The following is a 19339-nucleotide window of genomic DNA, read 5'->3' as shown; positions in this document are numbered from 1 at the left end:
TCAGTCCTTCTGTCGCCACAAGCGGCCGCCGGCGATCACGAACACCTGACCGCCGACCTGCTCCGCCGCCACGACCTTGCCGGAAGGCCCCTCCGCAGGCCGTTCGTCCTTTTCGGACACCAGCTTGACCCCGCCGTGGTCCACGAACAGCGTCGGGACGCCGTTGACGGGCACGGGTGCGGCGAGCGTGTCGTCGTCGCCCACCGGGACGTCCGGGGTGGTCAGCTTCTTCCAGTCCGGGCCGGACCACCAGGCGAGCTTGCCCTTGCTGCGGCCGACGACGTGGCAGGTGCCGTCCCAGCAGCGGGCGGCCAGCGCGGCGTCGCCGTCCGGGAGGGTGGCGGTGGTCCAGGTGGTGCCGTCGAACCGCCAGATCGCGGCGCTCACCACGCCCTTCGCGATCTGCCAGCCGACCACGAGCGCGCCGTCGCCGTCCGGGGTGACGGCCAGCGGGAACCGGAGCAGCTCCTGCGAGCTCTCCAGCACGGTGCCCGCGGAGGGCTGGCGGGTCCAGGTGTCGGCGGCGTAGGTCCAGGCGGCGAGGTCGAGGCCCGCCTTGGCGCTCTGCCACGTGCCGATGATCAGCGGACCCTGCTTCGTGCGCACCGGGCCGATCAGCTCGCCCGCGCCGTAGCCGCCGAACGTGCTGAAGGCCTGCGGTTTCTCGTTGATGGCACGGGTGTCACCGGTCCAGGCGCTCCAGCGGACGTTGCCGTGCGCGCCGCCGCGTTCCCCGCCGACACCGGTGATCGTGGTGCCGTCGGAGGTGATGCCGTACCAGTGCGCTTCCTTGCCGTACGGGGTCGCCGGGGTCAGCCTGGAGTTGCTCAGCGCGCCGTCCTTGGTGCGCGTGACCAGTTCCGGGTGGTCGGACGGCCGGGTGCCGATGACGAGCATGTCGCCGTGCGTCGCCAACGCTTCGGGCGTGGCCGTGAGGTCGACCACCGTGAAACCGACGGCGTTGTCCGCACCGCCGGACGAGCAGCCGGCGAGGACCAGCAGAACCACGAGCGTCAGCCTCCGCATGCGGGTCAGTATCGACCACATGCGCCCCGAACCAGGTCAGGTCCTGCACTTCTCCGAAGATCCGTCGATCACCCGGTTCGTCCCGCACCGGGCGGTGACCGCGCGGCAGGACGACGAGTACGTGTGGGCCGTGGACGCTCGACGCTCGCCCGACTACTGGTTTCCCCGGCAGTGCCCGCGGATGATGACGTGGACCGCCACGACCAGGGTGCACGCGATCGAGTACCGGTGGCTGGAACGGATGCGGACCGTCGAGCTGTACGCGTACCGGTTCAGCGCTGGGCAGTTCCGGCCGTTCGAGGAGCACGCGCACGTCGCGACCGAGCCGGTGGTGCCGCTGGGTCCGGCCGAACGCGTCGGCGACCTGTTCGCGCTGCACGAGGAGGCAGAGATCGAACTGCGCGTGCTGGCCAACCTCTGGCCGTTCTGCGACGAGGTCACCGGCAGCGGGCAGGAGTTCAGCGGCATCCGGCTGCGCAACGCCCTGCCTCGGTCAATGGAATGATCAGCGCCCATGCGGGTGCTGCTGGTGGAGGACGACGAGCCGATCGCGGAATCGCTCACGCGAGGTCTGTCCCGCTACGGGTTCGAGGTCCGGTGGGTGCGCACGGGCGCGGAAGCGCTGGTGGCAGGGGACTTCGCACTGGTGCTCGTCGATCTCGGGCTGCCCGACATGGACGGCCTCGACGTCTGCCGTGAGCTGCGGGCGCGCGGGGACGTGCCGATCATCGTGATCAGCGCCCGGTCCGACGAGGTCGACCGGGTCGTGGGGCTGGAGATCGGCGCCGACGACTACGTCACCAAACCGTTCGGGGTGCGCGAGGTCGTGGCACGGATGCGGGCGGTTCTCCGGCGCGCGCAGCCTTCCCAGCGCGAACCGGAAGTGCACGGGCGGGTGCGCATCGACCGGCGCGGGCGGCGGGTGCACCTCGACGGCGGCGAGGTCGAGCTGACGCCGAAGGAGTTCGACCTGCTGGCGTTCCTGGCCGAGGAACCGGGCGCGGTGTTCACCCGCGAGCAGATCATGGAGGCGGTGTGGGACGAGAACTGGTTCGGCCCCACCAAGACGCTCGACGTGCACGTCGGGGTGCTGCGCCGCAAGCTCGGTGACGCCGCGTCGCTGGAGACCGTGCGGGGCGTGGGGTTCCGGCTGGTGCTCCCGTGATCCGCCAGCTCGCCTGGAGCTACGTGCTGCTGGTCGCGGTGGCGATCGCCGCGTTCACGGTGCCGGTGGCGTTCACGCTGAACAGCCAGATCTACGGCGACGCCGTGAACACCGCCCGCCGCGAGGCCGACACCGCCGCGTTGCTGCTCGCCTCGAGCGACACCAGGTCGTTGAACGCCCTGGTGGACGCCTACGAACGGCAGACGCCCGGCCAGATCGACGTGCTGGAACCCCAGGCGGAGTCGACGGTCTGGGACGACGAGGGTCTCAAGCTCACGGTGCCGGCGAAGACGGCGGACGGCACGGTCGTCGGCGCGATCCGGCTGTCCTATCCGGACGGTCCGATCACGCAACGGCTGTGGCAGATCTGGGGTTTCCGGGCCGCGCTCGCCGTCGGCGTGCTGATACTGGCGGCGTTCCTGGGACTGTGGCTGGCCAAACGGGTCACCCGGCCGTTGCGCGAGCTGAACGCGATGGCGGGCAGGCTGCGCGACGGCGACCTGTCCGCGCGGGCCGAGGAGACCGGGCCGCCGGAGACCCGCACGCTCGCGAGGACCCTGAACACCGCCACCGAGACGATCGGCACGCTGGTCGGCTCGCAGCGGGCGTTCATCGGCGACGCCTCGCACCAGCTCCGCACCCCGCTGACCGCGCTGCGACTCTCTCTGGACAACGTCGCCGACGGCGTGGACGACCCGCTGGTCCGCGAGGACGTCGAGATGGCCACCGCCGAGGTCGTGCGGATGTCGAGGCTGGTCAACGGGTTGCTCGCGCTGGCACGCGCCGAGGCCGACGTCGCCCACCCCGAACCGGTGCAGGTGCTCGACGTCGTCGCGGAACGGTTCACCGCGTGGCGCGCCGCCGCGGACGAACGCTCGATCTCGCTGGTCAGCGAAGGCTTCGACATCCGCGTCCTCGCCACCCCGGGACACCTAGAGCAGGTGCTGGACAACGTGCTGTCCAACGCGCTGGAGGTGTCCCCGGACGGCGCCACGATCCTCGTCCGCACCACGCGGCCGGGTCTGCTGGAGGTCATCGACTCCGGGCCCGGCCTGCCGGAGGCCGACCGGGCGCGGGCGTGCGACCGGTTCTGGCGCGGCCAGGGCCTGACCGGCAAGGGCGGGTCCGGCCTCGGCCTCGCGATCGTGAAGCAGCTCGTCACCGACGACGGCGGCGCGGTGTCGCTGGAGGCGGCGTCCAGCGGCGGGTTGTGCGTGCGGATCAGGCTTGCTCCGGCATCGCCGACGAGTGGTGGTTCACGATGAGCCACTGCCCGCCGACCTTCTCGTAGACGAACGTGTAGCGCGCGTCCACGGTCGTCGGCTTGCCGTCCTTGGTGAGCGCGAACCGGTAGGTGCCCGCGTCGATCGCGTCGTCGGCGTCGAGGACGGCGACGTGCGAGTCGAGGATGCTGCCGCTCGGCCTGTTCAGCAGGAAGTGCTCGAAGTAGTCGACGATCTCGGCCCGCGTGGACCGCACCTGGTTCGACACCGTGGGCAGCAGCACCGCGTTCGGTGCGTAGCGGTCGGCCACCTTCTGGGCGTCCCCCGTCGCGAGGGCGGCGTTCCAGTCGGCGAACAACGCCTTGATCTGCTCGGCCGTCGGCGCCACTTCCGTGGCGGCGCCTGTTTGTGCTGGGGCGCTGGAACATCCGACGAGCAGGGCGGTGACCCCGGTCAGTCCGGCGGCGCCGATGAGGTGCTTGCGCATCGTGTCGTTCTCCCCGATCGAGTGGCTGTTGAGATCCACTTTCGGGCTACGACGGGAAGCGCTCGGACAGCACCGGCCCAGCACCGGGACAAGGTTTCGGAAAGCCTGGTAAACGTGGACTTATGGGACTTCTCAGCGGAATGATGGGGAACGCGTCGAAGCTCGACCCGCGGGACGCCGCGAAGGAGTTCGGGCGCCTGCTCGGTCACGGGGAACAGATCCACGCGGCGTACCAGTTGGTGCGCGACTCGTTCCTGTTCACCGACCGGAGGCTGATCCTGGTCGACAAGCAGGGCATGACGGGCAAGAAGGTCGAGTACCACTCGGTGCCCTACAAGGCGATCACGCAGTTCTCGGTCGAGACGGCCGGCCACTTCGACATGGACGCGGAGCTGAAGATCTGGGTCTCCAGCGCCGACGCCCCGATCTCCAAGCAGTTCGGCAAGGGCGTCGACGTCTACGAGGTGCAGGCGCTGCTCGCCACGTTCCTCGCGCGGTAGGCCCAGCGGGCCTGCAGCATCGGGCGGAACCTGTCGCGGTACGCCACCGTGCTCGGATCCGGTGCGGGCATGACGTTCAGGCCGGTCACGGTGAACAGCAGACCGGTCAGGACGCGGGTCACGAGCGTGGCGGTCATGTCGAGTTCCTCCTGGGGTGTCGTGTCCTTCCACTGATGCGTCGAACGGGCACCAGTCCCGGATCGACACGACGACCCAGAAGATCTTCGGAAATCATGAACGCGCTGGTCAGGCCCTCGCGGCTCGCACGTGCTCCGCGACGGGGCTGAGCTTGAGCCACTCCGGCAGGCCGCGCACCACCCAGCGCGGGCCGGTCAGCTCGATCGTGCCCGCGCGCACCGCGTCGAGCAGGTCGACCTCGCCCTCCCACATCCGGTAGAGCGTCGCGATGTCCGACGCCAGCACGGCGTCGACCTCCAGGCCCGGGTCGGTGTAGCAGATCGAGGCGTCGCCGGGTTCGACGACGAGCCAGAACGTGCGGCGGCGGTCGTTGATGCGGACCTCGATGTTCGCGCGCTTGGTCAGCGTGCCGGTGTCGACGCGGCCGTGCATCCACCACATCAGCACCTCGGGGTCGAGCTCGTCGGCGCGCGGGTCGCCGAACGCGTAGCGGGCACCCCAGTCGGCGAGGCCGAACACCAAGGGCCGCAACGCCTGTCCGGCCGGCGTCAGCGTGTAGCCGTCGCCGGTGCGCTGCACCAGCCCGGCGTTCGCGAGCTGCCGCAGCCGCCGCGACAGCAGGGCGCGCGAGAGTCCCGGCAGGCCGCGCGAGAGCTCGTTGAAGCGCGAGGCACCGACGAGCATGTCCCGCACGATCAGCAACGTCCACCGGTCGCCCAGCACCTCGACGGCGCGGACGATCGGGCAGTACTGCGCATACGTCCTCACAGGGGAAGTCTCCGTCTTGACGGGGGTTTCGTTACCGCCGTCCGGTTCACTTTCAGAACTACCCGCGGGGCTTGCGCGTTCTTACGTTTGTCGCATGACAACTCTTGAGACACCACGCGTGACCAGCACGTTCCCCACCGTGACCAGAGACGGCGACGCGAAGTTCGCAGAGATGGCCGCCCGCATCGGCACCATCGCGGCGGCCCACGCGGCCGGGCACGACCGCGATGCCACGTTCGTGAGCGAGGCGTACGAGGCCATGCGTGAGGAGGGCTACCTGGCGTTGGCCGTACCCGAGGAACTGGGCGGGCTCGGCGCCACGATGCGCCAGGTCTGTTACGCCCAGGCCGAGCTCGCGCGACACGACGGCGCCACCGCCCTCGCGGTCACGATGCACCTGTATCTGACGCTGATGCAGGCGTATCGCCGACGCAAGGGCGCGCCGGACGCGGAAGGCGTGCTGCGGCGCGTGGCCGCGGAAGGCCTGGTCATCGCGACCAGCGGCGGCTCGGACTGGCTGTGGCCGACGACGACGGCGACGGCGGTGGACGGCGGGTTCCTGGTGAACGGCCGCAAGGCGTTCTGCAGCCAGTCACCGCGCGCGAACGTCGTGGCCACGTCCGCCGTCCTCGGTGAGGAGGTGCTGCACTTCAGCGCCCCGTTGAACGCCGACGGCGTGCGCATCGAGGAAACGTGGGACACGCTCGGCATGCGCGGCACGGCCAGCCACGACGTCGTGCTGGAGGACGTGTTCATCCCCGCCGAGAAGATCGCCGCACGCCGTCCGTACGGCGAGTTCGGCGCTCCCCTGTTCGCCGCGGTCGTCCACTTCGCACCGGTGTGCGGGGCGACGTACTTCGGCATCGCGTCGGGCGCGCGGGACGTGGCCGTGCGGACGACGTCCAAGAGCGCCACCAGGCAGATCGGGCTGATGGACTACAAGCTGCGCACCGCGTGGTGGTCGCTGATGGGCTCGATCGAGGAGCTCGGCGACGACTACACGGCCAACGCCGAGTCGACCGTCACCGTGATGCTGGCCAAGCGCCAGGCCGTCGTGGAGGCCATCGAGGTCGTGGACCTCGCGATGGAGGTCCTGGGTGGACGGTCGTTCTTCAAGCGTTCCCCGCTGGAGCGCGCCTACCGCGACGTGCGCGCCGGAACGTTCCACCCGCTCACGCCCGAGGCCACACTCATGTACGCGGGCAAGGTCGCACAGGGTGACTCCGGCGTTACTGAATAGCTTCAAGTTGTAGGCGTCCCAAGGGTTTGCGAGGATTCGGATCCGTCTTCCTAAGGAGCGATCCCGGTGGCCACTCGCCTCAACCCGTACATCAGCTTCGACGGTCAAGCCCGCCAGGCGATGGAGTTCTACCAGTCGGTCTTCGGCGGCGAGCTGAAGATGAACACCTTCGGCGAGTTCGGGATGCAGGACACGCCGCAGGCAGACCAGATCATGCACGCGCAGCTGGAGACCGAGCTCGGCTACACGATCATGGCCGCCGACACGCCGCCCGGCATGGAGTACAAGTCCGGCTCCAGCATCACGGTGTCGCTGTCGGGCGACGAAGAGGTGCTGCGCGACTACTTCAACGCCCTCGCCGAGGGCGGCAAGGTCGGTACCCCGCTGGAGAAGCAGATGTGGGGCGACGAGTACGGCGACCTCGTCGACAAGTACGGCGTCAGCTGGATGGTCAACCTGGGCGGTCTGGGCTGATCTTCGTTCTGGCGGGGCCGCGGGAGTGGCCCCGCCCGCCGCGCTGACGCATCATGTGGACCATGAGCGAGCGTCTGCGAGGTGTGGTCGACCAACTCGCCGTCCGGCCGGGTGACCGGGTGCTGGAGATCGGCTGCGGTCAGGGCGTGGCCGCCACGATGGTGTGCCAGCTGCTGACCACGGGCACCCTCACCGCGATCGACCGCTCCACCAAGATGATCGAGGCCGCGACCCGCCGCAACGCCGCGTACGTGGCGTCGGGCAGGGCGGAGTTCCTCATCGCGGCGCTGGAGGACATGAACCTCGGCGACCGGCGGTTCGACCTGGTGTTCGCGGTGCGGGTCGGGCTGTTCCACCGCGATCCCGACCGCGCGCACGCGCTGCTGCAGCCGTGGCTGGCGCCCGGTGCACGCGTGTTGTCGTACTTCGACGTTCCCGTCTAACGCCTGTTGCCGGAAGTTGTGTCCGTTACTCGCCCCAGCGGCCCCGCGCCTGGCCCTGATGGCGTCTGCAAGTACCACCAACTCAACATCAACAGGCACTTTCCTACCGAGCCTTTTCCATCTTCATGATCGGGTGCGTTGTTCGAGGGTGAGGATGGCGCGGGCGTAGTGGGTGACTCGGTGGGGGCTGGCGCGGACTCGGGTGAGGACGCGCCAGTTCTTGAGGGTGGCGATGCCGCGTTCGACGAGGCAGCGGATGGCGGAGTGTGCGCGGTTGGCGGCGCGTCTGCCTGGGGTGAACTCGTTTTTGTAGCGGCGGTAGGGCAGATGAACGCCCTCGCCGGCGCCGATGTAGCCGCGGTCGGCGACGAGGTGGAGCCCGGCGTCACGGCAGGTGTCGAGGATGCCGTGGGTGCGGGCGGCGGTCAGGTCGTAGACCGAGCCGGGGAGTCCGTCGGAGACCCAGGCGAGCCGGCCGTAGGGGTCGGTCAGGACCTGCACGGTGATGCCGTGGTGGCGGGTTTTGACGCTGTAGCAGGCTTTCAGGCGCTCACGGTCGCCGGCGCGGTCGATGCGGATGACGGTGCCGTCCAGTAGCGCGTAGTTGGAGAACGATCCGGCCAGCCGGGCGACCGCGTGTGTGAGGCTGGGTGCTCGTGCCGCGAGCAGGTCGGTGGTCTCGCGGATGTAGCGGTAGGCGGTGGCCAGGCCGATGCCGAACCCGGTGGCCAGGCGCTGGTAGGTGTCGCCGTTGCGTAAATGCGCCAGCACCAGCAGGGCCTGGCGGTTGCTGGGCAGGCGGCGCCAGCGGGACCCGATGCTGGTGCGGTGGCGGCGGATCAGGCGTGCGACGTAGTCCAGGGTGCGATTGGACAACGTGATCACGGACGGATAGAACAACACACGAAGCTCCTGGTCGGCATCGGTTGATCTTGGTCGTGATGCCAGTGCTACCAGGGGCTTCGCCATGTTCAAGGCCGTCGAGCTACACCGATCCGATCTTGTGACCAGCAAGATCAGGATGGAAAAGGCTCACCACCAACAGGGGCCCGAGAACACGGCGCCTGTTCGTCGGACGACGAACAGGTTGGGTGTGGTTGACGGCGATTCGATCAAGAGTTGGTGGTACTTGCAGACGCCTCGGCACCGACAAGGACACGAGGTTTCGGACAAGACCGCTGGCCAGGTGCCTAGATCCGGCCGAACAGGTCCGTGATCAGCTTCTTCGACGGTTCCACACCGGCCGGGGACACGACCTCGATCTGGGTCTTGCCCTTGCGCGCGGCCACCGTGTGCTGGGCGGTCTCGGCCCCGCCCGCGCTGCTCTCGTAGGCCTCGTCGAACAGGCCCTCGATGGCCTTGGCCTTCTCCGGCCTGCCCTTGGCGAACGTCGCGGCGGTCGCGTTCGTCGTGAACCGCACCTCGACCGGCATGCCCGCGCCCACGTAGTTGCAGGTCGTGACGGTCTTGTCGACGCTCTCCCGCTGGCCCTGCAACCGCAGGTTGAGCGCCTTGCCCACGACGGACGAGTTGGCGTTCGCGCAGTTCGGGCCGGTGCCCGCCGGCTGCTCGACGGTGGTGGGGACCTGCGGCACCTGCGACGGCGCCGCCTCCGGCGTGGAGGTGCAGGCGGCGAGCAGGAACGCGGCGGCGGCGAGAAGGGTGATGCGCACATCCCTTCATCGGGCCTGCCGCCGCCGCGTTACCCCGTTCACGCGTCCAGGGTCAGCCGGAGGATCTCGTCCACGCGGGCGTTCCAGTCCACGTCGGCGATCGTGCCGTTCAGCACCGCCACCGCCGCGAGCGTCACGGTGCCCTCGACGTCCGCGGTCAGCGTCGGGAGATTCGCCGTGGTGGTGAAAGCCGTGCCCTGCGGCGCGGTCTGCCGTCCCACGCCGGTCCAGCCCCGCACCGCGACCAGGGGCGACGGCAGGTCCGTCGCCCAGCCGGTGAGTTCGGCTCTCGTGCCGGGCGGTGCGCCGATCACGCGGTGGATCCGCAGCTCCTGGTCGTCCCAGACGGCCGTGACGCTCTCGACCCGCAGGCCCGGCACGGTCGGCTGGTTCGCGTCGAACACCGGCCGGTGCCAGGACGCGGCCCAGTTGTCCCGCGCGCCCAGCGGGTGAATCCGCCTGCGCACGCTGCGGTCGCCCCTGATGACCAGGCTGAGGTGGTTGTCGGGAACGTTGTGCTTCGAGGTCGGCCCGGTGCTGGTCGAGTAGGCGAAGCGGCTGTAGAGCGGGTCGTCCTCGGTCGCGTACTCGCCCTCGAACGGCCGGACGTGGTCGCTGCCGTGGTTGTGCAGCCGCGTCACGCCGTTGTGCCGCTGGATCAGGAAACCCGGTCCTGGCAACGCGAGTGTGCGGTCCTCGTCCGTGGCGTCTTCCTGCGCTGTCCACAGTGGATGATCGGGGCCGGCGAGCAGGCAGACGAACGCCTTGGACGCCCAGTACGGCGAGGCCGGGCCGGAGTAGGGCTGGAGGCTGGCCTCGTGCGGGCCGTGCCAGCCGAGGCTGAGCAGGCCGTCGGTGAGCGAGCCGCGGTCGAGGAAGTACTTCAGCGCGTTGCTGATGAGGTGCCGGGAACGGCCGGGGCTCAGCGGTGTCTCGCCCGTGACCGCGCCGAGCGCCACGGCCGACGCCGCGGCGAACCGGTAGGTGAGCGACCGTCCGAAGTAGAGCGGGGCGCCGTCCGCGCCGAACAGCAGCGGGAAGCTCTCCAAGTGCTCGCGCAGGTGCGTGGTGACCGGGCGGCCGTTCAGGTGCGCGTCCAGTGCGGGGTAGAGGTGCAACGCCCAGCCGTTGTAGTGGTCGAACGCGCGGCCGTCGCCGTCGGAGTACCAGCCGTCGCCGACGTACCAGCCCTCGAGCAGTTCCACGGCACGGGCTTTCGCCTGGCGGGTCTCGTCGTCACCGCGACCGGCCGACTCCAGGAACGAGGCCACGGTGTACGGGAAGAAGTACCAGTTGTTGGCCGCCGGAACGTGCCGCAGCGCCTCCCGCAACCAGGCCTCTGCGCGGTCCTGCACGCCCTCGGGCAGCTTGTCCCACAGCCACGGCTTGGTCAGGCGCAGGCCCAGCGCCACCGAGGCCGACTCGACCATGGGCTGACCGACGTCGAAGATCGCGGGCCACTCCCCCGCCGTGCCGGCCGCCAGCCCCGCCGCGTAGCGCTCGAGCAGGTTGTTCGGGTCCTCCCCGTGCGCGGTGCGGAAGGCGGCGGCGAGGAACGTGCGGGCGTACCCCTCCAGGCCGTCCGACCGGACGCCGCTGCGCGAGGGGCGGCCGGGCAGGTCGAGGAAGGCCTGGTCGGGGGACGCGTGGCGCCAGGCGGCGGCGAGCAGGCCGTCGGCGGTGGCCACCCAGTGCGCGCGGGTGAGGCCGGTGTGGGGACTGAGCGCGTGGTCGGGGTCTGGCAGCTTCACGCCGTGCTTTCCCTTCGCTCCAACGACAGCTGGTTCTTGGCGGGCGTCACGCGATCCGCTCCCGTCGATCCGCGGGCACCGGCGTCGCGAACGGCTCCCCCGCGGCCCACCGGCGGACCTCGTCCACGGCGTGCCGGCCGAGGCGGCCCCACTCGTTGCCCTGCGAACCGGCCAGGTGCGGTGTGATCAGCACGTTGTCCGACCGCCACAGCGGGTGGTCCACCGGCAGCACCTCGGGATCGGTCACGTCGAGCACCGCCCGGATCCGCCCGACCTCCGCGACGAGGGCGTCCTGGTCGAGGACGGCGCCGCGGGCGGTGTTGATCAGCACGGCGTCGTCGCGCAGCCGTCCCAGCAGGTCGCGGCCCACCAGACCCCTGGTCTCCGGCAGCAGCGGCGTGTGCACGCTGACGACGTCGCTGCGCTCGAACAGCTCGGTGAGGCTCACGGACTCGGCACCGTCCACTTCGGTCACGAACGGATCGTGCACCAGCACCTCGAAATCGTAGGGTGCCAGCAGCTCGATCACCCGCCGGCCGATCATCGACGCGGACAGGACGCCGACGACCGCGCCGAAGTTGCCGACGGACGCGGGGATCCCGTACACCGACATCTGCTTCGTCTCGCGGTATTCGCGGGCCCGTTCGAGCACGCGCTTGCCGCTGAGCAGGATCATCGCGACGGTGTACTCGGCGACCGGCAGCGCGTTGGCCTGCGCGGCCGACGACACCGCGACACCGCGGTCCCAGCAGGCGTCGGTGACGAAGCCCTTCACCGAACCGGCGGTGTGCACGATCGCCTTCAGGCTCGGCAGGCGGTCGAGCACCTCGGCGGTGATCGGCGGGCAGCCCCAGCCCGTGACGAGCAGGTCGACGTCGGGCACCCCGGCGAAGTCCTCGTGCACGCCCTCGAAGTCGCACAACGCTTTCAGGTCGTGGAGCACGGGCGCGAGAACGGCGGCGGCGGCCTCCGCCGACATCACACCCGCGGCCCTCACTTGACGGCTCCCGCGGTCATGCCCGCCTTCCAGAACCGTTGCAGCAACATGAACGCGAGGATCAGCGGCAGCACCGCGAAGAGAGATCCCATGATCACCACCGGGTAGTACTCGGGAGACACCGTGGCCGAACTGTTCCACTGGTAGAGGCCAAGGCTGACGGGGTAGAGCTTCTGGTCGGACAGCATCACCATGGGCAGGAAGAAGTTGTTCCAGATCGTGGTGAGCTGGAACAGGAACAGCGTCACCATGCCGGGGCCGAGCATCCGGAAGGCGACCTTGAAGTACGTGGCGAGGTCGCCGGCACCGTCGATGCGGGCGGCCTCCAGCACCTCGTCGGGGACGTAGCCCTGCGCGAAGATCCGGCCGAGGTAGACGCCGAACGGGTTGAACAGCGCCGGGATGAACACCGCCCAGAACGTGTTCACCAGGCCCGCCCCGGACGCCATCAGGTACAGCGGCAGCGCGAGCACGGTCTGCGGCACCATGACCGCCGCGAGCACCAGCCCGAAGAGCTTCTCTTTGTGGCGGAAGGAGTACTTGTCGAACGCGTACCCGGAGGCGATCGAGATGAACGCGCTGACCGCCGCCCCGAACACCGCGTACAGCAGGCTGTTCAGGTACCAGCGCCCGTACAGGCCCTTGTCCATCGCGAACAGGTTCTCGACGTTCTCCACCAGCGAGAAGCCACCGAACAGGTCGCTGTTGAACAGGGCGTCGACGTTCTTGGTGGCGGCGAGCAGCAGCCACATCACCGGCAGCAGGGTGTAGAGCACCGAGACGCCGATGACCACGTTGACCGTGGTCCGGCCGAGGAGGGTCATCAGGCGGCCTTCCTGTTCGTCCAGCGGGTGACGCCGAAGGACAGCGCGACCGTGAAGGCCAGCAGGATCACGGACGCGGCCGCGGCGAGGCCGTAGTTGTTGCGGGTGAAGGCGGCGTCGTAGATGTACATGCTCGGCGAGAACCTGGCGCTGATCATCGGTGTGGACTGGCTGAGCAGCACGGGTTCGGTGAACAGCTGCAGCGCCCAGATGAGCGTGAAGATGCCGACCGTGACGATCGCGCCGCGCACCAGCGGTGCCTTGATCCGCAGCGCCTGCTTGACCGGACCGGCACCGTCCACGACGGACGCTTCCAGCACCTCGCGCGGCACGGCCTGCAACGCGGCGTAGAAGATCACCATGTTGTAGCCGAGGTTGCTCCACAGTGCGATGTTCACGATCGACGGCAGCACGGTGTTGATGCCGAGGAAGTTGATCTGGATGTCGGCCTTGGCGAACAGGTCGATGATCGGGCTCAGCCCCGGCGTGTAGAGGTAGAGCCAGATCAGGGCCGCGATGATGCCCGGCACCGCGTGCGGCAGGTACAGACCCATCTGCATCCAGCTGCGCAGCTTGGCGACCCCGGAGTCGAGCAGCAACGCCAGCGTGAGCGCGCCGACGACCATCAGCGGGATGTAGAGCAGGCAGTACAGGACCACGGTCAGCAGGCCGTTGAGGAACGTCGGGTCGCTGAGCACGGCGACGTAGCTGCGCAGGCCGACGAACACCGTGCTCTCCGGGCCGAAACCCAGTCCCGGCTGGTCGGCGGCGAAGAAGCTGAGCCAGACGGCCGTCCCCGTCGGGATGAGGAAGACCGTGACCAGCAGCAGGAAGAACGGCGCCATCAGGACGGCGCACGCGAGCTTGCTCTTCACCGCGCACCCTCCTCAGTGGACAGACCGAGGGCCTTGAGGTCGGGCATCGTGCCGCTCTGGGCCGTCCGCACCGCGTCGATCAGCGTGCCCTCACCGGCTCCCGCCTTCGCGAACCCGTCCTGCATGACCTTCAGGGTGGCGGTCATCCGCGGGCCCCACACCCAGCCGTCGCGGACCTTGTTCGCCTCCTGCTCGAAGAGCCGGTAGATGTCCTGGCCGCCGTAGTACTCGCCGGGGAACGCCTTGGCGCCCGCCTCGACCAGGCCGGGCGCGACCGGGTACTGGCTGCTGGTGCCGCTCTTCAACCGGGCGGTCAGCGCGTCCGGGTGGGTGCACTGCCACTCGATGAACTCCATCGCGGCCTCGGGCTCCCGGGAGTCCTTGGTGACCGCGAACGTCGAACCGCCGTGCGTGCCGACGACCTGCCGGTCCCAGACCGGCATGGCGGCGATGCGCCACTTGCCCTTCTGCGCGGGCCTCGCCCGCATCTGCGCGCCGGCGTCCCAGGCCCCGCTGAGCCTGGTGATCACGCGGTCCTGGCCGATCTGGGCGTCGTGCTGCTTGCTGTCGCCTGCGTTGCGGAACACCAGGTCCTCGTCGATCAACCCCTGCCAGTAGCCCGCGACCTTGCGCGTGGGTTCGTCCGTCATCGACACCCGCCACCTGCCGCCGCTGGTGTCGAACCACTGCGCGCCGGCCTGCCAGGCGTGGCAGGCGAACTGCGTGCCGCCGTCCGTGGGGAACAGCGTGAGCCTCTTGTCCGGGAACCTGCTCCGCACGGTGCGGGCGAGATCCGCGAACTCGTCCCAGGTCGTCGGGATCTCGAAACCGTTGGCCTGGAACAGGTCCGCGCGGTAGTGCAGGACCATCGGCTCGATGTCGAGCGGGACGCTGAAGACGCGGTTGTCGAAGGTCGTGAGCTTGAGCGCCTGCGGCAGCAGCTTCTGCTTCACGCGATCGGTCACGAGGTCGGTGATGTCACGGGCCACCCCGTCGATCGCGAACCCCGGGACCTGCGGGTACTCGATCGTGGCGATGTCCGGTGCGTTGCCCGCACGAGCCGCGTTGCTGAGCTTGGCATAGCCGCCCTGCCCACCGGAGGGGATCTGCTGGAAGACCACCCTGATGCGGTTCTGCGAGGAGTTGAACGCGTCGACGACCTGCTGACTACCTCGCAGGGCCGACCAGAACGTGATCTCTACCGGACCTCCGGCACCGCGGCGTTGCGGAGTGGAGCAGGCCGCCAATGGTGCCGTGAGACCCGCCGCGAGAAGTGTGCGACGACTCAGGCGCATGGATCGCATCCTGATCGCCTGATCGGTTTTACGTCAAGAAACGGTCAAACGCTCAGTCGATGAGCGGATCTTCAACTGGGGCAGCAGCTCGACCCTCGCGGTGGCCGTGACCTCGCCTTTCAGCTTCCTGAGCAACAGCTCGGCGGCCACCCGGCCGACCTCGGTCTTCGGCGGGGCGACGGCCGTGAGCGGGATGCTGCCCAACGATGCGACCACGTCGTCGTACGACACGACCGAGCACATCCGCGGCACCTCGAGACCGGCGTGCATCATCTGCTGGACCAGCATCAACGCGTCCTCGTCGCCGTGCAGCACCGCCGCCGTGGCCCGATGCGCGCGCAGCACGTCCACCAGCCCGGTGTCCGGCGAACTCAGCACCGTGACCGCGTCCTCCAGGTCCGCCGAGATCTCCTGGAACGCCCTGCGCAGCACCCGCGCCGTCGGACTGTCGTCGCGGGCGGCCAGCACGATCCGGCGATGTCCGAGGTCGGTCAGGTGCTTCACGGCCAGATGCATGCCGTACCAGTGGTCCGAGCACACGGAGTTCATCGCCCGCAGGCCCCCGCTCGGGCGGCGTTCCATGAGGACGGTCGGCACGCCCGTGTCCGCGAGCCAGTCGTCCTCGGCCTCCTCCTCGAACGTGCGCCAGCGCGGCGCCATCAGCAGCCCCTGCACGGACTCGGTCAGCGCCTTCTCGACGATGGGCCGTTCCGCACCCCTGACCTGCGGCGCGATGTGCAAGACAACCCGCATGCCCGCTTCTTCGAGCGCTTTGCGGGCGCCGTTCATCGTCTCGTACAGGTACGTGTGGCGCTCTGGCACGACCAGCGCGATCGCGCCGTTCGTGGCCTGTTTCGGCGCCGGCTGCTCGACCGGGGTGAGCGAACGAGCGACGCCGTGCCCGCGGCGCAGCTTGCCGAGCCGCGCGAGCTCCTCGACGTCACGGCGGATCGTGACGATCGAGACGTCCAGCTCCTCTGCCAGATCGCTCACCTTGACCGTGCCCCGCGACGCCGTGACGGCCAGGATCCGCTGCCGCCGTGCCTCGCTGGACTCACGCATGACCGACCGCCTGTTCGTTTGAGCGTTTTGCCGCGAGCATAGCCGGGCGTTCGCTGAAACACCTCTCAGCGAGCGGGGGCTAGCTTCGGCCGCGAGGGGGCACCGAGATGAAGATCGTGATTCCAGGCGGTACGGGGCAGGTCGGCGGCGTGCTGACCCGCGCGCTCAGGGCGGCGGGCCACGAGGTGGTGATCATCAGCCGCAGCGCGGGCGTGCGCTGGGACGGCCACTCGCTGGGCAGGTGGGCCGACGAGATCGACGGGGCCGACGTCGTGATCAACCTGGCCGGGCGGAGCGTGAGCTGCCGCTACACGGCGGAGAACCTGCAGCAGATGATGCGTTCGCGGGTGGACTCCGCGCGGGTCGTCGGTGAGGCCATCGCGAAGGCGGACAACCCGCCCGCGGTGTGGCTGCAGATGAGCACGGCGACGATCTACGCGCACCGGTTCGACGCGGCCAACGACGAGGAGACCGGGGTCATCGGCGGGCGCGAGCCGGACGTGCCGGGGTACTGGGCGTACAGCGTCGAGATCGCCAAGCGCTGGGAGGCCGAGCTCGACGAGGCGGACACGCCGGGCACGCGCAAGGTCGCGTTGCGCGCGGCGATGGTGATGAGCCCGGACAGGGGCGGCGTCTTCGACTACCTGTCGTGGCTGGCGCGGCTCGGGCTGGGCGGACCGGTCGCGGGCGGGCGCCAGTACGTCTCGTGGATCCACGACGACGACTTCGTGCGGGCGGTCGCGCTGCTGATCAGGGAACCGATCGCGGGCGCTGTCAACCTCGCGGCGCCGAACCCGGTGCCGCAGGGGGAGTTCATGCGCGAGCTCCGCGGCGCCTGGAAGGTGCCGGTGGGGCTGCCCGCGACGCGCTGGATGGCGGGGCTCGGCGCGTTCGCGCTGCGCACCGACACCGAGCTGCTGCTCAAGAGCCGCCGGGTCGTGCCGGGCAGGCTCCAGCAGGCCGGATTCGCGTTCCACTTCCCCCGGTGGCGGGAGGCGGCGCAGAATCTGGCTGAGCGCAGGAGGTGAGATGCCGAGGATCAACGACGTCGGCGGGCAGGACGGGTTCGGCCCGATCGAGGAGGAGCTCGACGAGCCGCCGTTCCACCACGACTGGGAGGCGCACGTCTTCGCGATGAACCGCGCGCTGATCGGCCGCGGGGTCTACAACCTGGACGAGTTCCGCGACGCCGTCGAACGGACGATGTCGCACGAGTCGGGGTACTACGAGAACTGGTTCAGGGCGATCCAGACTCTGGTGCGGGAGAAGGGCCATGCCTGAGCCGTACCGGACGGGCGACCGCGTGCGGACGTCCACAATGGACCCCGACCACCACACCCGGCTGCCTCACTACGCACGCGGGCGCGCGGGCACGGTCGTCGGCTTCGACGGCGTGCACCCGCTCGCCGACCTGCGGGCGCGCGGAGTCGAGCGGCCGCAACAGGTCTACCTCGTGGAGTTCACCGCGCGGGAGCTGTTCGGGCAGGGCGACCACAGCGTCACCCTGTCCCTCTGGGAGGAGTACCTGAGCGATGAGTGACGACCACGACGACACCCTGATCGCCGCCCAGGTCCGCGACTTCGAGGCGGTTCTGGAGGAGAAGGGCCTGATCGACGCGTCCGAACTGGACAGAGCGCTCGAGGCCTTCACCCACAGGGCCAAGCCCGCCAACGGGTTCCGGGTCGTGGCACGCGCGTGGGTCGACGACGACTTCCGCGCGAAGCTCCTCGAGGATGCGAACGCGGCGCTGCCCGAGATCGGCCTGTCCATGGGCGGCGGCCTGCAACCGCAGGTGCTGCACGTCGTGGAGAACACCGAGAGCGTGCACAACGTGGTCGTGTGCACGCTCTGCAGCTGCTACCCGATCGCGCTGCTCGGGCCGTCGCCGACCTGGTACAAGAGCACGGCCTACCGCTCGAAGGTGGTCAGCCACCCGCGCGAGGTGCTGGAGCAGTTCGGGCTCACGCTGCAGGACGACACCGAGATCCGGGTGTGGGACGCGAACGCCGAGTCGCGGTACATGGTGCTGCCGCGCCGGCCGGCGAACACCGGCGACCTGTCCGAGGCCGACCTGGCGGCGAAGGTGACGCGCAACGGGTTGATCGGCACGGCAGCCCTGTAGGTCAGCGCACGGGGTGAACCACCGGCACGTTCTCCACCGTCCGCACCGACCGGGACACGAGCATCCCCACCGTCGCGAGCAGGTAGATCGCGGCACACCCGAGCAGCGCGCCCGACGTCCCGAACGCGTGCGCCAGCGGCCCGATCGCGAGCTGCGCCAGCGGGATCGCCACGAACGACCCGAGCATGTCGTAGGAGTAGACCCGCGCGAGCCTGTCCTCGGGGATGTGGTGCTGCAACGACGTCTCCCACGCCACACCGAACTGCTCGATGCCCAGCCCGCACACGAACGCGGCGAGCAGGAGCGCCCAGGGCACGGGATGCAGGACCATCACCAGCGGCAGGAACACGGACGTCCCCACGCTCGCCACCCCGACGAGCAGCAGGCGGCGTGCCTTGACCCGCATCGCGACGAAGGCACCGGCGACCATGCCCGCGGTCTCCGAGGCCAGCACCAGGCCCCACACCTCGCGGCCGAACGTCGTGTCGGCCAGCACGGGACCGAGGATCATCACGCCGCCCGCGAACGCCGCGTTGAAGAACGTGAAGGCCAGGACCACGACCCAGACCCATTGCCGTGACGCGAACTCCGTCCAGCCCACCCTCAGCTCGGAGAACACCGACGGCTTGTGCTCGGCGGCGGCACGGGCGGCGGGCACCCGCACGAACGCGAAGAACACGCCGGCCAGCGCGAACGAGAGCGCGTCCACGGCGAGGCCCCAGCCGGGACCGGTGAACGCGATCAGCAGGCCGCCCAGTGCCGCGCCGCCGATGTTGCCCGAGTTCAGTCCCAGGCGCAGCAACGCGTTGGCGCCCTGGCGCAGGTCGGCGGGCACGGTCTGCGGCAGCAGCGCAGCGGAGGCCGGGAACGCGAACGCGCTCGACATGCCGTTGACCGCGGACAGCACAATGAACCACGGCATCGACACGGTCCCGGTCAGCACGAGCGCCGCGATCAGGGCCTGGCTGACGAAGCTGACCACGCACGACCCGGCGAGCACGAGCTGGCGCGGCAGCCGGTCCGCCACCACCCCGCCCCACAGCAGGAACACCACGTTCGTCACGGACCGCGCGGCGACGACGATGCCCAGCGAGGTGACCGACGAGGTCAGGTCGAGGACCGCGAACGCCAGCGCGATCGGTGCCATCGAGTTGCCGATGACCGTCGTGAAACGGCCTGCGAAAAGCCAGCGAAAAGCCGGATGCGCCAACGGCGCGAAAATATCCCCCATGTAATAGGACCGTACAACGGCGGGAGCCGCCCGACCCTGGGGAT

Annotated in this window: 24 protein-coding genes; 11 read left to right on the top strand and 13 right to left on the bottom strand. The window is 69.6% G+C overall.

Translation table 11 applies throughout. The features are described 5' to 3' along the window. A complete protein-coding gene (locus ACSHWB_RS27555) occupies positions 1–1026 on the bottom strand; it encodes a hypothetical protein (protein WP_439656185.1) in 1026 nt (341 codons plus the stop codon). A 19-nt stretch (positions 1027–1045) separates the two neighbouring features. On the opposite strand from ACSHWB_RS27555, the gene ACSHWB_RS27550 reads away from it, so the two are divergent. From ACSHWB_RS27550 to ACSHWB_RS27540, 3 genes are read left to right on the top strand one after another with little or no spacing between them, the layout of a single operon-like run. Beyond that, a complete protein-coding gene (locus tag ACSHWB_RS27550; protein ID WP_439656184.1) occupies positions 1046–1531 on the top strand; it encodes a DUF6886 family protein in 486 nt (161 codons plus the stop codon). 9 nt (positions 1532–1540) lie between these two features. Continuing rightward, entirely contained in the window at positions 1541–2191 is a 651-nt protein-coding gene (locus ACSHWB_RS27545) for a response regulator transcription factor (protein ID WP_439656183.1), read from the top strand. Continuing rightward, positions 2188–3456 carry a sensor histidine kinase gene (locus tag ACSHWB_RS27540; RefSeq protein ID WP_439656182.1) on the top strand — a complete coding sequence of 423 codons (1269 nt, stop codon included), beginning with the start codon at positions 2188–2190 and terminating at the stop codon, positions 3454–3456. The genes ACSHWB_RS27545 and ACSHWB_RS27540 overlap by 4 nt, the downstream gene beginning before the upstream one ends. On the opposite strand, the gene ACSHWB_RS27535 is transcribed toward ACSHWB_RS27540, so the two are convergent. Next, positions 3413–3940 carry an SgcJ/EcaC family oxidoreductase gene (locus tag ACSHWB_RS27535; protein WP_439656181.1) on the bottom strand — a complete coding sequence of 176 codons (528 nt, stop codon included), beginning with the start codon at positions 3938–3940 and terminating at the stop codon, positions 3413–3415. The two genes, ACSHWB_RS27540 and ACSHWB_RS27535, sit on opposite strands and share 44 nt — an antisense overlap. Positions 3941–4023: 83 nt before the next feature. Between ACSHWB_RS27535 and ACSHWB_RS27530 the strand changes: the two genes are divergently transcribed. Further along, positions 4024–4401, top strand: coding sequence for a PH domain-containing protein (locus tag ACSHWB_RS27530; protein WP_439656180.1), 378 nt, complete (start codon positions 4024–4026; stop codon positions 4399–4401). Here ACSHWB_RS27530 and ACSHWB_RS27525 read toward each other — a convergent pair. Continuing rightward, on the bottom strand, positions 4359–4538 hold the full coding sequence (locus ACSHWB_RS27525; RefSeq protein WP_439656179.1) for a hypothetical protein: 180 nt from the start codon (positions 4536–4538) through the stop codon (positions 4359–4361). The genes ACSHWB_RS27530 and ACSHWB_RS27525 overlap by 43 nt on opposite strands. Before the next feature lie 109 nt (positions 4539–4647). Continuing rightward, positions 4648–5307: a winged helix-turn-helix transcriptional regulator gene (locus tag ACSHWB_RS27520; protein WP_439656178.1), complete on the bottom strand. Its 660-nt coding sequence runs from the start codon at positions 5305–5307 to the stop codon at positions 4648–4650. Between the two features lie 94 nt (positions 5308–5401). On the opposite strand from ACSHWB_RS27520, the gene ACSHWB_RS27515 reads away from it, so the two are divergent. From ACSHWB_RS27515 to ACSHWB_RS27505, 3 genes are all read left to right on the top strand, one after another. Continuing rightward, on the top strand, positions 5402–6547 hold the full coding sequence (locus ACSHWB_RS27515; protein ID WP_439656177.1) for an acyl-CoA dehydrogenase family protein: 1146 nt from the start codon (positions 5402–5404) through the stop codon (positions 6545–6547). Between the two features lie 66 nt (positions 6548–6613). Continuing rightward, positions 6614–7021, top strand: coding sequence for a VOC family protein (locus ACSHWB_RS27510; RefSeq protein WP_439656176.1), 408 nt, complete (start codon positions 6614–6616; stop codon positions 7019–7021). Between the two features lie 62 nt (positions 7022–7083). Further along, on the top strand, positions 7084–7464 hold the full coding sequence (locus ACSHWB_RS27505) for a class I SAM-dependent methyltransferase (protein WP_439656175.1): 381 nt from the start codon (positions 7084–7086) through the stop codon (positions 7462–7464). Positions 7465–7587: 123 nt separating this feature from the next. Here the strand turns inward: ACSHWB_RS27505 and ACSHWB_RS27500 are convergent, their stop codons facing one another. From ACSHWB_RS27500 to ACSHWB_RS27465, 8 genes are all read right to left on the bottom strand, one after another. Beyond that, the gene (locus ACSHWB_RS27500) at positions 7588–8367 is read right to left on the bottom strand and encodes a transposase family protein (RefSeq protein ID WP_439656174.1); all 780 of its coding nucleotides are present in this window, start codon (positions 8365–8367) and stop codon (positions 7588–7590) included. 287 nt (positions 8368–8654) lie between these two features. Continuing rightward, on the bottom strand, positions 8655–9137 hold the full coding sequence (locus ACSHWB_RS27495; protein WP_439656173.1) for a hypothetical protein: 483 nt from the start codon (positions 9135–9137) through the stop codon (positions 8655–8657). A gap of 38 nt (positions 9138–9175) precedes the next feature. Further along, positions 9176–10888 (bottom strand): DUF2264 domain-containing protein, encoded by a 1713-nt coding sequence (locus ACSHWB_RS27490; protein WP_439656172.1) that lies wholly within the window; start codon positions 10886–10888, stop codon positions 9176–9178. A gap of 46 nt (positions 10889–10934) precedes the next feature. Further along, entirely contained in the window at positions 10935–11885 is a 951-nt protein-coding gene (locus tag ACSHWB_RS27485; RefSeq protein ID WP_439656171.1) for a hydroxyacid dehydrogenase, read from the bottom strand. Continuing rightward, positions 11882–12709, bottom strand: coding sequence for a carbohydrate ABC transporter permease (locus ACSHWB_RS27480; RefSeq protein ID WP_439656170.1), 828 nt, complete (start codon positions 12707–12709; stop codon positions 11882–11884). Before ACSHWB_RS27480 ends, ACSHWB_RS27485 begins: the two co-directional genes overlap by 4 nt. Then, on the bottom strand, positions 12709–13584 hold the full coding sequence (locus ACSHWB_RS27475) for a carbohydrate ABC transporter permease (protein ID WP_439656169.1): 876 nt from the start codon (positions 13582–13584) through the stop codon (positions 12709–12711). The genes ACSHWB_RS27480 and ACSHWB_RS27475 overlap by 1 nt, the downstream gene beginning before the upstream one ends. Beyond that, positions 13581–14879: an ABC transporter substrate-binding protein gene (locus tag ACSHWB_RS27470; RefSeq protein ID WP_439656168.1), complete on the bottom strand. Its 1299-nt coding sequence runs from the start codon at positions 14877–14879 to the stop codon at positions 13581–13583. Before ACSHWB_RS27470 ends, ACSHWB_RS27475 begins: the two co-directional genes overlap by 4 nt. 33 nt (positions 14880–14912) lie before the next feature. Then, positions 14913–15941: a substrate-binding domain-containing protein gene (locus ACSHWB_RS27465; protein ID WP_439656167.1), complete on the bottom strand. Its 1029-nt coding sequence runs from the start codon at positions 15939–15941 to the stop codon at positions 14913–14915. Between the two features lie 107 nt (positions 15942–16048). Here ACSHWB_RS27465 and ACSHWB_RS27460 point away from each other — a divergent pair, with 107 nt between their 5' ends. From ACSHWB_RS27460 to ACSHWB_RS27445, 4 genes are read left to right on the top strand one after another with little or no spacing between them, the layout of a single operon-like run. Continuing rightward, positions 16049–16969: a TIGR01777 family oxidoreductase gene (locus tag ACSHWB_RS27460; protein ID WP_439656166.1), complete on the top strand. Its 921-nt coding sequence runs from the start codon at positions 16049–16051 to the stop codon at positions 16967–16969. A gap of 1 nt (position 16970) precedes the next feature. Next, positions 16971–17222 carry a hypothetical protein gene (locus ACSHWB_RS27455; protein ID WP_439656165.1) on the top strand — a complete coding sequence of 84 codons (252 nt, stop codon included), beginning with the start codon at positions 16971–16973 and terminating at the stop codon, positions 17220–17222. Then, the gene (locus tag ACSHWB_RS27450) at positions 17215–17481 is read left to right on the top strand and encodes an SH3-like domain-containing protein (protein ID WP_439656164.1); all 267 of its coding nucleotides are present in this window, start codon (positions 17215–17217) and stop codon (positions 17479–17481) included. Before ACSHWB_RS27455 ends, ACSHWB_RS27450 begins: the two co-directional genes overlap by 8 nt. Next, complete coding sequence (locus ACSHWB_RS27445; protein WP_439656163.1) at positions 17474–18064, top strand: nitrile hydratase subunit alpha; 591 nt, start codon at positions 17474–17476, stop codon at positions 18062–18064. The genes ACSHWB_RS27450 and ACSHWB_RS27445 overlap by 8 nt, the downstream gene beginning before the upstream one ends. 1 nt (position 18065) lies before the next feature. On the opposite strand, the gene ACSHWB_RS27440 is transcribed toward ACSHWB_RS27445, so the two are convergent. Beyond that, positions 18066–19295, bottom strand: a complete 1230-nt coding sequence (locus tag ACSHWB_RS27440) for an MFS transporter (protein WP_439656162.1) — start codon at positions 19293–19295, stop codon at positions 18066–18068. Positions 19296–19339 lie beyond the last annotated feature (44 nt).

This window comes from Lentzea sp. HUAS TT2, from assembly GCF_051853195.1.
GTDB lineage: Bacteria > Actinomycetota > Actinomycetes > Mycobacteriales > Pseudonocardiaceae > Lentzea.
Note: the sequence above shows the minus strand (reverse complement) of the source record. Positions and strands in the feature narration are given on the sequence as shown.

Excerpts from the sequence above, each read along its gene's own strand:
- ACSHWB_RS27555 (WP_439656185.1), bottom strand. The coding sequence starts at position 1,026 with ATGCGGAGGCTGACGCTCGTGGTTCTGCTGGTCCTCGCCGGCTGCTCG.
- ACSHWB_RS27550 (WP_439656184.1), top strand. The coding sequence starts at position 1,046 with ATGCGCCCCGAACCAGGTCAGGTCCTGCACTTCTCCGAAGATCCGTCG.
- ACSHWB_RS27545 (WP_439656183.1), top strand. The coding sequence starts at position 1,541 with ATGCGGGTGCTGCTGGTGGAGGACGACGAGCCGATCGCGGAATCGCTC.
- ACSHWB_RS27530 (WP_439656180.1), top strand. The coding sequence starts at position 4,024 with ATGGGACTTCTCAGCGGAATGATGGGGAACGCGTCGAAGCTCGACCCG.
- ACSHWB_RS27525 (WP_439656179.1), bottom strand. The coding sequence starts at position 4,538 with ATGACCGCCACGCTCGTGACCCGCGTCCTGACCGGTCTGCTGTTCACC.
- ACSHWB_RS27515 (WP_439656177.1), top strand. The coding sequence starts at position 5,402 with ATGACAACTCTTGAGACACCACGCGTGACCAGCACGTTCCCCACCGTG.
- ACSHWB_RS27505 (WP_439656175.1), top strand. The coding sequence starts at position 7,084 with ATGAGCGAGCGTCTGCGAGGTGTGGTCGACCAACTCGCCGTCCGGCCG.
- ACSHWB_RS27480 (WP_439656170.1), bottom strand. The coding sequence starts at position 12,709 with ATGACCCTCCTCGGCCGGACCACGGTCAACGTGGTCATCGGCGTCTCG.
- ACSHWB_RS27470 (WP_439656168.1), bottom strand. The coding sequence starts at position 14,879 with ATGCGCCTGAGTCGTCGCACACTTCTCGCGGCGGGTCTCACGGCACCA.
- ACSHWB_RS27465 (WP_439656167.1), bottom strand. The coding sequence starts at position 15,941 with ATGCGTGAGTCCAGCGAGGCACGGCGGCAGCGGATCCTGGCCGTCACG.
- ACSHWB_RS27460 (WP_439656166.1), top strand. The coding sequence starts at position 16,049 with ATGAAGATCGTGATTCCAGGCGGTACGGGGCAGGTCGGCGGCGTGCTG.
- ACSHWB_RS27455 (WP_439656165.1), top strand. The coding sequence starts at position 16,971 with ATGCCGAGGATCAACGACGTCGGCGGGCAGGACGGGTTCGGCCCGATC.
- ACSHWB_RS27450 (WP_439656164.1), top strand. The coding sequence starts at position 17,215 with ATGCCTGAGCCGTACCGGACGGGCGACCGCGTGCGGACGTCCACAATG.
- ACSHWB_RS27445 (WP_439656163.1), top strand. The coding sequence starts at position 17,474 with ATGAGTGACGACCACGACGACACCCTGATCGCCGCCCAGGTCCGCGAC.
- ACSHWB_RS27440 (WP_439656162.1), bottom strand. The coding sequence starts at position 19,295 with ATGGGGGATATTTTCGCGCCGTTGGCGCATCCGGCTTTTCGCTGGCTT.